The organism is Desulfurella sp. (genome assembly GCF_049977265.1).
Lineage (GTDB): Bacteria > Campylobacterota_A > Desulfurellia > Desulfurellales > Desulfurellaceae > Desulfurella.
The window spans coordinates 19963-34969 of sequence record NZ_JBMFGQ010000014.1 but is presented as its reverse complement, the minus strand read 5'-3'; the positions used below and the strand labels follow the sequence as shown (position 1 = coordinate 34969).

Below are 15007 nucleotides of genomic sequence, written 5' to 3'. Positions count from 1 at the left end.
CCCTTAGCGTTGTGTCAAATATTTTTACTATCCTGGAACTCATGGTTGATCCTCCCCCTTTTAAATAATTTTATTACTAATTCTATGGGCCCTGATAGTGCATACGATATACCAATCAGTGGTACAAATATGTAGGGTTTATAAATTACAAGCGATAGTATCAATAAAATAAGCGCAAAAACTCTTATTGAAATTCTACCTTCAAGTTTTATTTTTTTGAAGCTTCTATATTTTATTGTGCTAACCATCAAAAAAGATATTACATATACACTAACAAGGAATGCTACTTTGTAATCTTTGTAATCAATACTAAAATGCAAAATTGAAAGTATGATGCTAGCTATTATTATTGCTCCACCTGGTATAGGCAAACCCACAAAATCTATTGTTTTTGTTGTAAGAACATTAAATCGGGCAAGACGCAGCGCACCTGTTAGCAAAAAAAGTGATGCAGCAATTATTCCAATGCGACCCATATCACTCAAGGCAAACGTATACATCAAAAATGCTGGTGCTACGCCGAAGCTAACAAGATCTGATAGAGAGTCATACTCCATGCCAAATTTACTCTCACAATGAGTGAGCCTTGCAATTTTTCCATCTAGGTTATCAAATAAAACGGATAAAATTAAAAGCCATGCAGCAGTTAGGTAATAACCTTTGTATGACTCTATTATGCTGTAAAATCCAGACATCATATTTGCCGTTGTAAAAAGGTTTGGTAGTATATATAAAGCGTTTTTTTGTTTCATAAATAACCTATTAAATCCCCACCTTTTACTTTTTGATTTAAATGCACGGCCAAATTTAATTCTTTTTCGCTGTAAATATCAACTCTTGAGCCAAAGCGTATAAGACCTATAATGTCTCCAGCTTCTACTTTGTCATTTGGTTTTGTATATGTAACTATTCTTCTTGCAATAATGCCTGCTATTTGCACAACCACAATTTTTTGTCCTTGTTCGTTTTCTAATAATAGCGCGCATTGCTCGTTTTCAATTGATGCTTTGGGTTTGTTTGCACTTATAAATAAGCCCTTGTTGTATATTTTATCTAAACAGACACCCTTAAATGGTGCAAGGTTTATGTGGACGTTGAATACAGACATAAAAATGCTAATTTTTTGGACTTTTGATTTAAAGAAAAATCTTTCGTACGATTTTCCTATGTCTACAATAGTGCCATCAGCAGGTGACAAAACCATGTTTTCTGTGTAATTGATTTGTCTTTTTGGATTTCTGAAAAAATATGTGCTAAAAGCACTTGCACCTATTAACGCACTTTTAAGGTATTTGTTTTTTATCAATAGTGATGCTAATGCAAAAGAGGCTATAAAGACATAACCTTCTTTTGCGATAGGATCTTTTTTTGTAGTTTTCATTAATTTTTATCCCTATTAACTGACTTTGAAGCGGCAATCCATGGCATCATTGCCCTTAATTTTTTGCCTACCATTTCAATTTCGTGATTTTCATCTTTTTTTAGAAGTGCATTAAACACAGGCCTATTACATTGGTTTTCAAGTATCCATTCTTTAGCAAAACTGCCATCTTGAATTTGATTTAGTATATTTTTCATTCTTATTTTGGTATCTTTGTCAACTACAATTGGACCTCTTGTAATATCTCCGTATTTGGCTGTGTTTGATATAGAGTATCTCATATCTGAGATCCCACCTTCATACATCAAGTCAACAATTAACTTCATTTCATGAAATGTTTCAAAATAGGCCATCTCTGGGGGATACCCTGCTTCAACTAATGTTTCAAATCCTGCCTTAACAAGAGCAGTTAAACCACCACAAAGTACAGCCTGTTCGCCAAAAAGATCAGTTTCTGTTTCGTCTTTGAATGTTGTTTGTATAACGCCGGCTCTTCCACCGCCATTTGCACAAGCATAAGATAATGCCATAGCAAGTGTATTCCCAGAGTAATCCTGGTATGCAGAAATAAGCATAGGCACACCCATTCCTTTTTCGTATTCTCTTCTAACCAAATGCCCTGGTCCTTTTGGTGCAATCATCATGACATTAATATTGCCTGGTGGTGTAATTTGGCCATAGTGTATATTAAAACCATGCGCAAAAGCAATATAATCGCCTTCTTTTAAGTTTGGCTCTATCTCGCTTTTATACAAAGCACTTTGAGTTTCATCTGGTGTTAGAATCATAATAACATCAGCCCATTTGCAAGCTTCGGGCACTGACAATACCTTATGTCCGTTATTTATGGCTTTTTGCCAACTCTTTGACCCTTCTTTTAATCCAACAACCACATCGCAACCAGAGTCTTTTAAATTATGAGAGTGAGCATAACCTTGAGAACCGTAACCTATAATGGCAACTTTTTTGGATTTTATTAAAGATAAATCCGCATCTTTGTCGTAATAAACATTTAACATCCATCCCTCCTAAAAACGATTATTTTGATTCTCTTGACATTGCAACCTTACCTGTTCTGGCAAGCTCTTTAATACCCAAAGGTTCAAGCAAATTTAGTATTCCATTGATTTTTTCTGAGCTGCCAGTTACCTCTATTGTATAAGAATTTTGCGATACGTCAACAACTTTCCCTCTAAATATATCGATTATTCTCAGTATTTCGGCTCTTGTTGAAGAATCTGTGTGCATTTTTATTAAAGCCATTTCTCTTTCTACATATGGTAATTCATCTCCATATTCTATTACTTTTATTGTATCAATGAGTTTGTTTAATTGTTTTCCTATTTGTTCTAAAATATTTAAATCACCTTCTGTAACTATTGTCATTCGAGATAAATTAAGTTCATTTATAGGTGCAACATTTAGACTTTCTATATTGTAGCCTCTTGCACTAAAAAGATTTGATATGCGCGATAGTACACCTGCTTCATTTTCTACTATAACTGAAAATATTCTTTTCATTTTTCCCCCTAAGTTAAAATCATATCGCTAAGTGGTGCGCCACCTGGTACCATAGGATAAACATTTTCTTCTCTTTCTATTTTTATATCAAGCAAGTATGGGCCACTATGACTTATCATTTCTGAGAGCGCTTCTTCGACTTCCTTTTTATCTTCGACCCTTCTTGCAGCTATACCATAACTTTCTGATAGTTTTATAAAGTCTGGTTGTACTTCAATATTGGTATTTGAATATCTTCTACCGTAGAATAATTGTTGCCATTGCCTTACCATACCTAGATAAGAGTTGTTTAGAATAATGACTTTTGTTGGTAGCTTATATGTTGCAAGAACGGCTAATTCTTGTTCGTTCATCTGAAACGAACCGTCTCCTGCTATTACAAATACCTGTTTATCCTGATTTGCAAAACTCGCACCTATGCCTGCAGGAAAACCAAAACCCATAGTGCCTAATCCGCCTGATGTTAAAAACCTTCTTGGTTTGTTAAAACTGTAAAATTGCGCGGCCCACATTTGGTGTTGGCCTACCTCTGTTGATATAATAGGATCTATATCTTTTGTTAACTTGCTTAGCAATTGTATAACATACTGTGGTTTAATAACTTTGTCCGAATCCTCGTAAGATAATGGATGTTCTTGATTCCATTTTTTAATCAAATTGAGCCAATTTTCGCTATTTTGGTTAGATCTGTGGTTATCTTTAAGAGTTGATAAAAGTTCTTTTAATACTAATTTTGCATCGCCAACAATTGGGTAATCTACGCGAATATTTTTACTAATGCTTGTTGGGTCAATATCTATGTGAATAATTTGTGCATTTGGGGCAAACTCTGATACTTTGCCAGTAATTCTATCATCAAATCTTGCGCCAACAGAGATAAGTAAATCACAGTACTGTATAGCCATATTAGCTTTGTAAGTGCCATGCATACCAGCCATACCCAAGCATAATGGATGATCTGCCGGGAACCCTCCAATACCCATCAGTGTTGTAAATACAGGTATTTGAAGTTTTTCTGCAAGATCTAAAACTTCTTTGTGTGAGTTTGAAGTAATAACGCCACCACCAATATACAAAAGCGGTCTTTCTGCAGATTCTATGACTTTTGCTACTTTTTTAATTTGTTTAGGGTTGCCATGATATGTTGGGTTGTAGCTTCTTAAGTGTATGGCATCTGGATATTCAAATTCACAAACGGCTGTTTGTACGTCTTTTGGTATATCAACCAAAACTGGCCCCTGCCTGCCTGTTTTTGCTATATAAAACGCCTTTTTTATTGTATAAGATAAGTCTTTTACGTCTTTTACTAAAAAATTGTGCTTTGTACAAGATCTTGTTATACCGACGATATCCACTTCTTGAAAAGCATCATTACCAATCAAACTCGTTGGCACTTGTCCAGTAAAAACTACAAGAGGTATAGAATCCATATAAGCTGTTGCAATGCCTGTGACGGCATTGGTTGCACCAGGCCCGCTTGTAACCAAGCTAACGCCAACTTTGCCCGTACTTCTTGCATATCCATCTGCCATATGGACAGCACCTTGTTCGTGTCTTGTCAGTATAAATTCTACATCTTTTTGCTTATAAATAGCATCGTGCAAATCAATAATTGCGCCGCCTGGTATGCCAAACATATGCTTGACGCCTTCTTTTTTAAGGCATTCAATAAAGATTTCTGCACCCTTTAACTTTTCACTCATATTTCCCCCTTGTATAAATTAAGCATTTATTATACAAAAAATTACAAAAATTGCAAATTATTGTAGAAAATTACAAATTGTTCGATTAAAATCATCGGGTTGCTCCCACATGGACATGTGTCCTGCATTTTGTACAATTTGCAGCGTTGATTGCTTGATATTTTCTTTTAGATATTGAGCGTATTTTGGGGGTGTTAGTTTATCGCAAGAACCTACGATAATAAGAGTAGGATTTTCTATACGGCTAACGTCTTGCATTATATCAAAATTATTGCAGGCTAAAAAATCTTTGTACCGAACCATTTTATCTGTTTTCAAAAAATCGCTTTCTGCCTGACTAATCAATTCTTTTTTTGTGTTTTCGCAGTAGGCCCATTGTTCTGTATAATTTAAGCCATTTAAAGTTGCATCTAATATATCCTGGTGAACTTTTAGTTTTGCACCGCTTCCAGCTATTATAATAGCATCTATCAGTAAAGGATATTTGAGAGAAAACATTTGGACTATTGCTCCACCCATAGAATGACCGCAAAGCGTCACATTTTCTAAATTTAAAACTTTTATAAAAGATTTTACACATTCTACATAATCTTTTATGGACGAAAACCCACTACCTTTAGATTCGCCATGCCCTGGCAAGTCTAAAGCTATTTTTGTGTATTGTGGCAGTTGAACTTTTAGCTGATGTTTCCATGTGAGCTTTGTTGCACCAGAGCCATGGATAAAGATAAGCGTTTTATTTTTATTTGGATTTTCTTCTTTGTAGGCAATACTAATTCCATCTACACTAACTTCTTTTTTTAACATAAAAACCCTTCTTTAGTATTTTACCATTTTTTAAAATATTTATCAATAAATATTGGTGCTTTTATATAAAAAAACATTTTACCTAATTTTTGATGTTTGATAGTACTTGACAAAAAATAAAATTAGAATATCTTGTTAGCAGGTAGGTGTGGTGATTGCTAATGAGAACAGATTTAGACGAAAGGTATTCAACTGTCTTAAATGTAGTAGTTGAAAATTTTATAAATTATAAAGAAGCTGCTGGATCGAGAATTTTGATCAAAAGGTATAATTTGCCTTTTTCTGCCGCCACAATGAGAAATATAATGTCAGATTTAGAAGAGATGGGTTACCTAAAACACTCTTATGTGTCAAGCGGTAAAGTGCCCACAGAGTTAGGCTACAAAGTTTATGTTCAATATATATTAGAAAACAGGAAGAAAACCACCAAACTAAAATTAAAACAGATTGAAAATATCAATTTAAATACAATTGGTGACTTTATAGTAGATATATCAAATATATTATCCAACTCCTGTGGGCTTTTATCAATGGTTAGTATGCCTAATATATTTAAACTTAAATTAAAAGACATCAATTTGATAAAAATAGGTTCAAATAAATTGCTATGCGCTGTTATAGCAGAGCCTTCTGTTGTAGAAACGAAAATCATAGATATTGCCAAAGATTACTCTCAAAGTGAGCTTAACGATATATCTCAATTTTTGAAAGAAAATTACGTTGGATGGGAATTGGAAAAAATTCAAGAAGACCTAAAGGAATCTTTGTCACGTAGTAAAGCTGAGTGCGAGTTGATATTTAAAAAATTAAAAGAGACGAGTAGAGATTTGTATTTCTCTGGGGTTCAAAACCTAATAAAAGAAAAAGAATTTTATGAAGATTATGAACAGTTAAATAAAATATTAGATGTTATTGAAAAAAGAAGGCATGTGTCAGAGATCGTTGATTTAATAATTAAAAACGATGAAAAGATATTAATTGGCAATGATATACCAAATGAAAAACTTAAGAAGCTGAGTCTTATTGCGCAACCTTACTATCTGGATAATATTAAGTTAGGTTTTGTTAGCGTGCTTGGCCCTATGAATTTAGACTACGAAAATGTAATTTATACGTTAGATTTTTTAAGCAAAAAAATCGAAAAATTACTTAAACAAGGGAGGCAGTAATGAATGACCAAAACGATATAAACGAAATTATCGAAACTCAAGAAAATAATGCATCAAAAAATGAGCAGGTTATATCCGATGAGCAAAAAGATAAAATTAGCGAGATAGAAAGGCAAAAAGATGCTTACTTAAGATTGCTTGCAGAGTTTGATAACTTTAGAAAACGCTCAGAAAGAGAAAAGCTTGAAATTATTGATGTTGTTAAAGGATCAGTTGTAAATGATTTTTTGCCTATTTTGGATAGTCTGGAAAAAGCTTATATAGCATGTGCGAAAGATGAGTCTATAAGCGCTGGAATAGAGCTTGTAATAAAAGCATTTAAACAGCTTTTAGAAAAATATGAGATTAAAGAGGTCGATACGCAAGTTGAATTTAATCCTCATATGCATGAAGCTTTAATGACTGTTGATTCAGATGAGCCAAACAAAATTGTGCAAGTTTTTGAAAAAGGTTACATATATAAAGATAAACTACTTAGACCGGCAAAAGTATCCGTTTCAAAAGGCGAGAGCAAAAGTTATAATAATGACAATAATGAGGAGGTTTAGATATGGGAAGAGTTTTAGGAATAGATCTTGGGACAACTAATTCTTGTATGGCCATTATGGAAGGTGGCAAACCCAAAGTAATTCCAAACGCTGAAGGTGCAAACACTACACCAAGTATTGTAGCATTCACAGAGAAGGGGGAAATACTAGTAGGTCAGGCTGCAAAAAGGCAAGCTATTACAAATCCCAAAAAGACAATTTTTTCTGCCAAGAGACTAATAGGTAGAAGATTTAGCTCAAAACAAGCTCAAGAAGCTAAAGTAAAATTACCTTATGAGGTAGTAGAAGGTCCAAATGATGATTGCAGAATTAGAATAAGTGGCAAAGATTACACACCGCAAGAAATTTCTGCTCAGGTATTGCAAAAGTTAAAAAGAGATGCAGAAAGCTATTTAGGTGAGAAAATTACAGAAGCAGTCGTAACTGTGCCAGCATATTTCGATGACTCACAAAGAAAAGCCACCAAGGATGCGGGTACTATTGCGGGACTAGATGTTTTAAGAATAATAAATGAGCCAACTGCATCGTCTTTAGCATTTGGACTTGATACAACAAAAGAAGGAAAAGTTGCAGTTTATGACTTAGGTGGTGGTACATTTGATATATCTATACTAGAGATTGCTGATGGTGTTTTTGAAGTAAAGTCGACCAACGGAGATACATTTTTAGGTGGTGACGATTTTGATAGAGTTTTATTGGATTATTTAGCTGATGAGTTTAAAAAAGAAAATGGAATTGATCTAAGAAGCGACCCAATGGCTTTGCAGCGACTAAAAGAAGCTAGCGAGAAAGCTAAAATTGAGCTTTCAAGCTCTCTTGAAACAGAAGTAAACTTACCTTTTATAACTGCAGATGCTACAGGACCAAAACATTTAGTAATCAAAATAACGAGATCAAAATTTGAGCAAATAGTGGATTCGCTTGTACAGCGTACACTTGAACCCTGCAAATTAGCTTTGAAAGATGCAAATTTAACACAGAATGATATAGATTATGTTATACTTGTTGGCGGTATGACAAGAATGCCAAAAATCCAACAAGTTGTAAAGGAATTTTTTGGCAAAGAACCAAGAAAGGATGTAAACCCCGATGAAGCGGTAGCAATAGGCGCTGCGATACAAGGTGGCGTATTAAAAGGTGAAGTTAAAGATGTATTGTTGCTTGATGTAACACCACTAAGTCTTGGCATAGAGACGTTAGGTGGTGTGATGACAAAAATTATTCCAAGAAACACAACAATTCCAACAAAGAAAAGTCAGGTATTCACAACAGCAGAAGACAACCAGACTGCAGTTACAATTCATGTGCTCCAGGGTGAGCGTGAAATGGCAGCAGAAAATAAAACACTTGGCAGATTTGAGCTTATGGGTATAGTGCCAGCACCAAGGGGAGTGCCTCAAGTTGAGGTTACATTTGATATTGATGCAAATGGTATATTGAATGTTTCAGCGAAAGATAAAGCTACAGGCAAAGAACAAATGATTCGTATAACAGCTTCAAGTGGCTTAGCACAAGACGAAATAGAGAAAATGGTGAAGGAAGCTGAATTGCATGCAGAGGAAGATAAAAAGTATAAAGAGTTAGTCGAGGCCAAAAATAAAGCAGATTCTATAGTATATTCAACACAAAAAAGCTTAAGTGATTTTGGAGATAAGATCTCAGAAAGCGAGAGAAAAGATATTCAAGATGCTATTGATGCTACAAAGAAAGCCATAGAATCCGGCACAAAAGAAGAAATAGAATCAAAAATGAATGAATTAATAAACAAAACTCATAAATTAGCTGAAGAAGCTTATAAACAAGCTTCGCAAAAAGAAGGCGCTACAAATCCAGAGGGTTCTAAACAAGAAGAAGATGTAGTGGAAGCTGAAGTAGAAAAAGAAGACAATAAGTAATAAGTAAGTTATCTAAAAAAGTTACTGCTAAGCAAAGATAGAAAGTCTTATAATATTTTCTATCTTTGCTTTTGTTTGTAATGGTTAATTTTTTAAGGAGAATGATAAAAAATGGCTAAAGATTATTACGCCATATTGGGTGTAGAAAGAAACGCAAGCATAGAAGATATTAAAAAAGCATATAGACAGCTAGCTTTGAAATACCATCCTGATAAAAATCAGGGTGATAAAGCCTCTGAAGAAAAGTTTAAAGAAATAACAGAAGCATATGCTATATTATCAGATGAAACAAAAAGGGCGAAGTACGATCAATTTGGTTACGTAAATGAGAATGATTTTGACTTCAATACATCTAGTTTTGATGATATTTTTGCCTATGTAAATGATATGTTTGGGGATCTTTTTGGTAATTTTGGTTCAAGAAGCTCTAACCGTTACCATCAAAGAAGAAAAGGCGAAGATATACAGTATCAAATGGTAATTTCTTTTAAAGAAGCTATCTTTGGTGCTTCAAAAGAAATTGAGATAAGCTATCAAAAAGTTTGTGATGAATGTAATGGTTTGGGTGCTAAACCTCAAGATTTTGAAACGTGTGATTATTGCAAAGGTAGAGGCCAGGTAGAATATGGTAATTTTTTTATATCAATGCGTAAAATTTGTCCAAAATGCGGTGGAAGTGGCAGAATAATAACGAAAAAATGTTCAAAATGCAATGCCAAGGGTTTTGTGATCGAAAAAGAAAAAATTTCTATTAAAATCCCCCGTGGAGTAGACAATGGTTATGCTATAAAAATTTCTTCAAAAGGTAACGAAAGCATAGATAAAATTAGAGGTGATTTAATAATCTACTTTAAAGTTTTACCTGATGAGATTTTTAGAAGAGAAGGTTTAAATATATATCTTGATTTGAATATTTCTATACCCCAAGCTGTTTTAGGTGATGAAATAGAAGTAGATACTATCTGGGGTAAAAAAAAGGTTTCTGTTGAACCTGGCACACAAAGTGGTTCACAAATTTTACTTAAAGGTGAAGGTGTTGAAATTGAAGGAGCAAAAGGTAGTCAAATTATAAATGTTAATGTTGAGATACCGAAAAAATTAACTCAAAAACAAAAGCAGCTTATGGAAGAGTTTGCAAATGAAATGAATCAATCATTACAACAAGGTCAAGAAAAAAATATTTTTAAACGTTTTTTTGGCCAGTAAATGTTTTTAGAAATTTATAATGTATAGATAATTTGGATAAATTGTATTTTAAGATTAAAATATTGAGCATAAAATTTAAAATATTTGCTGCTAAAATTGAAAGCCATATACCATTTAGTTTCATTTGAATTGATAAAAAGTAAGCAAGTGGAAGCTGAAACAAAAATAAACTAAAAAAATTCATTATGCTTGGCAAAAAAGTGTTTCCACAGGCCATTGTAATGCGGTTTGCAATTGAACCTGCTGCAAAAAATGGATAACTTAAAGCGTAGTATAAAAATGCATTTTTTGCAATTTCAAAGCATGCTTTATCTGAAGTAAAAACTTTTATTATGATACCTGAAAATACAAACAATAAAATATCTAAAAAAATTATAAAGGCACTACCAAACAAAAGTGATTTTTCAACACCTTCTTTTACAAATGCCCAATTTTTAGAACCGATATTTTGACCTACAATTACTGCAGCTGCGTTTGATATGCCAAAAATCATAAATAGTAAAATTTGATAAATGCGTGTTACAATGCTGTAGCTTGAAACTGCTACCTGTGAGTGCATAGCTATAATTTTTATAATTAAAAGCATGCTTAAAATTCTTATCATTAAGTGAAAGGAAGCGAATATGCTTTTATTTAAGAGCTGTTTGATGAGTTTTATGTTAATGTCAAACTTTAACCTTAATCTTGTTTTTGATATAACGTAAATTTGTAAAAGTATACCAATAAACATTGAACAAATTGTGGCAAGCGCTGCGCCTTTAATACCCATTTTAAAGGCAAATATAAACAAAGGGTCAAGCGCTATATTAACAACAGTAGCGATAAGCATAATTAAAAGCGTTTTGTTGGGTAAAGACATGCTCTTTAGTGTTGTGCTATTTAAGCCAAACACAAATGAGACAGGAAGTCCTAAAATTGAAATACTCAAAAATTGTTTAGCAAAAATTAATGTAGAGTTTTTCAAACTAAGAAGTCTTAAAATAGTATCCAAAAAAGGATACAACATCATGGAAACAAAAGAGAATGCTAACATTACAATCAAGGCATTGGAGTATACTGTATTTGCCATTTTGTAATTTCTTGCTCCGAAGCTTTGCGTAAAAAAAATTGATGAAGCGATAGAAATTCCTATTGTTAAACTAGATATTAGCATCAAAAGCATGCTTGAAGACACTAATGCGCCGATCGCGCTATAGCTTATGCGAGAAACAAAAAAAGTATCGACAAGACTAAAAACTGTTTGCAGATTACTTTCTATTATCATTGGGATTGATAAACTAACTAAGCTTTTTATAATTGGATCTTTTGTTGGATCAATGTTAGCCAATTTATTGAGATATATAATACTTTAACATGTTGGCTCTTTTTCTTGCATCTGCTATTTTTCTTTCTATATTATTATTTATCCATGAGCCATCTAACCATTCTATGGGATTAACATAATAGCCATCAATTAGCATACCAAAATGCAGGTGGTCCCCGACCGCAAGACCCGTGGTATCTGTATGGGCAATGATCTGGCCTTTTTGAACAAAGTCACCTTTTTGAACAAGGAAGTCTTCTAAATGGCCATAAAGGCTAAATATACCAAGTCCATGATCAATTAAAATGCACTTTCCATATACACCAATATTCCCAGTATACACCACCACACCCGAGTTAGCTGCAGGTACTTTAGCGTGTTTTATGCTAGCAAAATCAACTCCTAAATGATATTCATGAGTCAGTGGCCTATTATCATAGTAAAACGTTCTATAATCGCCAAAATATGCCATAACAGCAGAGCCAGGCAATTGCAAAAAAGGGCCTTTAAATAATATTTGATCTGTATGAACAGAATTTGCTATTTGAGCAATTTGTTCGTTATTTTGTTTTTCTAATTTGTTTATAACCAAGTCAAAAGCTTGTGCTGGATCTTGTTCATTAAAACTTATGTTAGCTTCTTTTAATAATCTGTACACTTTTGTTTCAATAAAACGTGTATCAACCTGAACATCGGTTTTTTTGTTTTTAAACGATTCGTAATATACGGGTACATGCACAAAAATTTGGTTTCCTGCATTGTTTTGTGCAACTATAGATGTGTCCCAATTTTTTTGCTCACAAAAAGGGTAAGTGAAAAAAGCTATGTAAGTGTGTGGATGATTCGTAAATTTGTCTGCGTTAAAGCATCTGAATTTAGCAATTTTGTTATTTGCATACTTAACTTGCAAATAAATATTTTTAAGACCAATTTTGTCATTTGCATAAAATAATACTGCTGCGGAGCCACCTTCTAATATATTGGCTGCATCATTTAATAGAATTACTTTTGGGTAATGATTATAAACAGTAACTTGTTTTTCAATTTTCTTTTTAAAACCAAGAGAAAAATTGTTGTGTGAATAATCTTCTACTTCAATTACAAATTTTGCCGGGCCACCCGGAAGCCTTTGGTTTAGCTTAAATTTTAGTGGGAAATTATAAGTATTTTTGTTTTCAAATATTTTATCATATATAGAAATTTTTGTATTCATTGTATATACATAAACGTTAACTTCTTTTAACGGATATTTTGAGTCTTTAATTGATATGTCAAGGTTTTTATCAGAACTAAAGTATTCTTGTGGATAGACTACATTAATGTGTATGGGATTTTTTACAAAAAAAGGCGTGTAGTGGTAAACAATATAGGCAAGAGCCAAAATTGCAATAATAAATAATAACTTAGATCCAAAACCTTTTTTCTTTTTTCTTTTTAAATAAAAAGTCTCTTTCATTTTATACTCCTTGCTATATCTTTTTGAAGTTTTAAATTTTGCGTCGATATGCAAATTGTTTTGTAAATAGTGGAATTATGCATAAGCTCATTTGAAAGACGATTTAAATAAGGCAAGCTTCTAAGTATAATTGATAATACAGCAATTAAAAAAACAGCTTTAAAAAGTCCAAATAGTGCGCCAAGGATTCTATCAATGCTTGTTAATTTCATCTTTTTTGATGCACTTTGACTTAAAAAACTAATAAGGTTTACCAGTGTATATATAATAATAAACAATGCAATAAAACTCAGTAGATTTGCAATTAAATATGATACTTTTAGCGCTTTTTCTATGGGTAGTGTTAAAACGCTGTGATATATGACAGACAAATACAAACCCAAAATTACAGCTACCATTTTGAAAAATTCCTTTATGAAACCATGCATATAACCTAATATTAATAGTCCCACAATAAAAATACCCAGAATAATATCTGACATTAGCTTACAACCACAGTTTTGAAGTTAGCGTATGTAACACGTCCTTTTTTAAAACCCTTTGGCTTTTTTACATATTTAACAAATGTATAGTCGATCTCGATTTTGTTATTTGACCGTATTTCCTCTTTTATTTTTTTAGCGCATTTTTCTAAGAGTGTTTTTTCTAATTCTTGTAAGCGTTTAGGATTTTTTATAATTAAATGTGGGCCTGGAATATTTTTAGGGTGCATCCATATATCTTCTTTTGACGCATTTTTTAAGATTAAATCGTTACCTTTGGCATTTTTGCCTATATAAACATCAAAACCAAGAATATTAAATCGCTCATATGGGAAATTTTCAATAAGTTTAATCTTTTGATTTATTTTTGTTTTTAAAAATTTATTAGCATCTTTTGGGTCAATTTGGTTGTTTAACATTTGCTCTTTCATGTTTGCTAAATAACTGTACTCTTGTTTGACTTGATTAAGCCTTAAACTTAGTATTTTTTCAGCGTTTTTGTATTTTTTGTATAGCTTATAGTAAAAATTTATATTTTCTTGAATTGTTTTTTGAGGATTTATGGGTACAGCAATTTCGTCTGTATAATTAATGGGTTTTAAATAAACTTCTTTGCCATTTAATTTAATAAAGTTAATGTTTTCCAATAGTGTGTCGGCAAATAATTTAATTTTTTCAGCATCTTTTGCTTTTTGTATGTCATTTTCTATTTTTTCTATTTTTTCACTATACTTTTTTAATTTTTTATCAATTGACTGGATAATTTTTATGTTGTTCGAACTTTTTGGTGAGTTTTTGCTAAAAATTTGATTAAAGAGTATTTCGTCGTCAATAATATTTACATTTTTGCTAAAATCAAACAAAAATGGGTAAACAAATTTTTTTCCTTGATACTCGTACTGGAATAGTTTTTCATAAGATTTTTTTGTAATTTCAATAAAATTGTCAATATTTTCTTTCCCAACAAATTTTTTTACAAAGTTATCAATACCCAAAATATTCTTTACGTGAAGCGCATTTTTTAGGATATTTATATTATCTGTTGTAATATCAAGCATTTGATTAGGTTTTTTGTAAATTTTGTTTGGTAAAATTTGTCTGTTTGTGTTGTATCTATAGCTTTCTATAATTTTTTGATTTGTATCACATAGTATTAGATTACCGTTTCTGCCTGTTATTTCAAACACCAAAAAATAATAGTGCTCGATATCTAATCTTTTATCCAATAATTTCAAAATCAGTACACGCTCAATACCTCTAAAATCTGCACTAACAATCTTGAGCTTATTTATTTTTTTTTGTAAATTTGTTGCAAATTGGTTTTGAGTTTTGGGGAGTTGGTACATACCAAAAAACAGCGCACCTGGAGAATCTAATTTAAAAAAAATTGATAAACCATTTTGTGTGTTTAATACAACCACACCATCACTACCATATACATGAGTAATTTTTTGATCTAAGATATTTTTTTTTATTTTTGTTGCAAAATAATTAAATAAAAAGCTGTTCATACAGTAAATAAACCCCTTAAAAAGG

14 protein-coding genes are annotated in these 15007 nt (G+C 32.3%); 4 read left to right on the top strand and 10 right to left on the bottom strand.

The window, feature by feature from the left end:
* Positions 1-14 precede the first annotated feature (14 nt).
* Genes pssA through ACP5FO_RS04250 form a run of 6 tightly spaced genes read right to left on the bottom strand, consistent with a single transcriptional unit; the run spans position 15 to position 5412 of the window.
* Positions 15-752 (bottom strand): CDP-diacylglycerol--serine O-phosphatidyltransferase, encoded by a 738-nt coding sequence (pssA, locus tag ACP5FO_RS04275; protein ID WP_428157063.1) that lies wholly within the window; start codon positions 750-752, stop codon positions 15-17.
* Entirely contained in the window at positions 749-1381 is a 633-nt protein-coding gene (locus tag ACP5FO_RS04270; protein WP_428157062.1) for a phosphatidylserine decarboxylase family protein, read from the bottom strand. The genes pssA and ACP5FO_RS04270 overlap by 4 nt, the downstream gene beginning before the upstream one ends.
* A complete protein-coding gene (gene ilvC, locus ACP5FO_RS04265) occupies positions 1381-2400 on the bottom strand; it encodes a ketol-acid reductoisomerase (protein WP_428107549.1) in 1020 nt (339 codons plus the stop codon). The genes ACP5FO_RS04270 and ilvC overlap by 1 nt, the downstream gene beginning before the upstream one ends.
* 19 nt (positions 2401-2419) lie before the next feature.
* Complete coding sequence (gene ilvN / locus ACP5FO_RS04260) at positions 2420-2902, bottom strand: acetolactate synthase small subunit (protein WP_428107552.1); 483 nt, start codon at positions 2900-2902, stop codon at positions 2420-2422.
* 8 nt (positions 2903-2910) lie between these two features.
* Positions 2911-4605, bottom strand: a complete 1695-nt coding sequence (ilvB, locus tag ACP5FO_RS04255; protein ID WP_428107555.1) for a biosynthetic-type acetolactate synthase large subunit — start codon at positions 4603-4605, stop codon at positions 2911-2913.
* A 57-nt stretch (positions 4606-4662) separates the two neighbouring features.
* Positions 4663-5412 carry an alpha/beta fold hydrolase gene (locus ACP5FO_RS04250; protein ID WP_428107558.1) on the bottom strand — a complete coding sequence of 250 codons (750 nt, stop codon included), beginning with the start codon at positions 5410-5412 and terminating at the stop codon, positions 4663-4665.
* Positions 5413-5573: 161 nt separating this feature from the next.
* On the opposite strand from ACP5FO_RS04250, the gene hrcA reads away from it, so the two are divergent.
* The 4 genes from hrcA to dnaJ all read left to right on the top strand — a co-directional run bounded on the left by hrcA (position 5574) and on the right by dnaJ (position 10230).
* Positions 5574-6581 (top strand): heat-inducible transcriptional repressor HrcA, encoded by a 1008-nt coding sequence (hrcA, locus tag ACP5FO_RS04245; protein WP_428107562.1) that lies wholly within the window; start codon positions 5574-5576, stop codon positions 6579-6581.
* A complete protein-coding gene (locus ACP5FO_RS04240) occupies positions 6581-7129 on the top strand; it encodes a nucleotide exchange factor GrpE (protein WP_428107565.1) in 549 nt (182 codons plus the stop codon). Before hrcA ends, ACP5FO_RS04240 begins: the two co-directional genes overlap by 1 nt.
* Positions 7130-7131: 2 nt before the next feature.
* Positions 7132-9024, top strand: a complete 1893-nt coding sequence (dnaK, locus tag ACP5FO_RS04235) for a molecular chaperone DnaK (RefSeq protein WP_428107568.1) — start codon at positions 7132-7134, stop codon at positions 9022-9024.
* Between the two features lie 111 nt (positions 9025-9135).
* Positions 9136-10230 carry a molecular chaperone DnaJ gene (gene dnaJ / locus ACP5FO_RS04230; RefSeq protein WP_428107571.1) on the top strand — a complete coding sequence of 365 codons (1095 nt, stop codon included), beginning with the start codon at positions 9136-9138 and terminating at the stop codon, positions 10228-10230.
* Here dnaJ and ACP5FO_RS04225 read toward each other — a convergent pair.
* The 4 genes from ACP5FO_RS04225 to ACP5FO_RS04210 are packed head-to-tail and all read right to left on the bottom strand — an operon-like array spanning position 10208 to position 14982.
* A complete protein-coding gene (locus ACP5FO_RS04225) occupies positions 10208-11557 on the bottom strand; it encodes an MATE family efflux transporter (protein ID WP_428157061.1) in 1350 nt (449 codons plus the stop codon). The two genes, dnaJ and ACP5FO_RS04225, sit on opposite strands and share 23 nt — an antisense overlap.
* Position 11558: 1 nt before the next feature.
* Positions 11559-12989, bottom strand: coding sequence for a M23 family metallopeptidase (locus ACP5FO_RS04220; RefSeq protein WP_428157060.1), 1431 nt, complete (start codon positions 12987-12989; stop codon positions 11559-11561).
* The gene (locus ACP5FO_RS04215) at positions 12986-13471 is read right to left on the bottom strand and encodes a CvpA family protein (protein ID WP_428157059.1); all 486 of its coding nucleotides are present in this window, start codon (positions 13469-13471) and stop codon (positions 12986-12988) included. Before ACP5FO_RS04215 ends, ACP5FO_RS04220 begins: the two co-directional genes overlap by 4 nt.
* A complete protein-coding gene (locus ACP5FO_RS04210) occupies positions 13471-14982 on the bottom strand; it encodes an NFACT RNA binding domain-containing protein (RefSeq protein ID WP_428107583.1) in 1512 nt (503 codons plus the stop codon). Before ACP5FO_RS04210 ends, ACP5FO_RS04215 begins: the two co-directional genes overlap by 1 nt.
* Positions 14983-15007: the final 25 nt, after the last annotated feature.

What these genes read in the sequence shown, in the direction of transcription:
- pssA (WP_428157063.1), bottom strand. Translation starts at nt 752, where the DNA reads ATGAAACAAAAAAACGCTTTATATATACTACCAAACCTTTTTACAACG.
- ACP5FO_RS04270 (WP_428157062.1), bottom strand. Translation starts at nt 1,381, where the DNA reads ATGAAAACTACAAAAAAAGATCCTATCGCAAAAGAAGGTTATGTCTTT.
- ilvC (WP_428107549.1), bottom strand. Translation starts at nt 2,400, where the DNA reads ATGTTAAATGTTTATTACGACAAAGATGCGGATTTATCTTTAATAAAA.
- ilvN (WP_428107552.1), bottom strand. Translation starts at nt 2,902, where the DNA reads ATGAAAAGAATATTTTCAGTTATAGTAGAAAATGAAGCAGGTGTACTA.
- ilvB (WP_428107555.1), bottom strand. Translation starts at nt 4,605, where the DNA reads ATGAGTGAAAAGTTAAAGGGTGCAGAAATCTTTATTGAATGCCTTAAA.
- ACP5FO_RS04250 (WP_428107558.1), bottom strand. Translation starts at nt 5,412, where the DNA reads ATGTTAAAAAAAGAAGTTAGTGTAGATGGAATTAGTATTGCCTACAAA.
- hrcA (WP_428107562.1), top strand. Translation starts at nt 5,574, where the DNA reads ATGAGAACAGATTTAGACGAAAGGTATTCAACTGTCTTAAATGTAGTA.
- ACP5FO_RS04240 (WP_428107565.1), top strand. Translation starts at nt 6,581, where the DNA reads ATGAATGACCAAAACGATATAAACGAAATTATCGAAACTCAAGAAAAT.
- dnaK (WP_428107568.1), top strand. Translation starts at nt 7,132, where the DNA reads ATGGGAAGAGTTTTAGGAATAGATCTTGGGACAACTAATTCTTGTATG.
- dnaJ (WP_428107571.1), top strand. Translation starts at nt 9,136, where the DNA reads ATGGCTAAAGATTATTACGCCATATTGGGTGTAGAAAGAAACGCAAGC.
- ACP5FO_RS04220 (WP_428157060.1), bottom strand. Translation starts at nt 12,989, where the DNA reads ATGAAAGAGACTTTTTATTTAAAAAGAAAAAAGAAAAAAGGTTTTGGA.
- ACP5FO_RS04215 (WP_428157059.1), bottom strand. Translation starts at nt 13,471, where the DNA reads ATGTCAGATATTATTCTGGGTATTTTTATTGTGGGACTATTAATATTA.
- ACP5FO_RS04210 (WP_428107583.1), bottom strand. Translation starts at nt 14,982, where the DNA reads ATGAACAGCTTTTTATTTAATTATTTTGCAACAAAAATAAAAAAAAAT.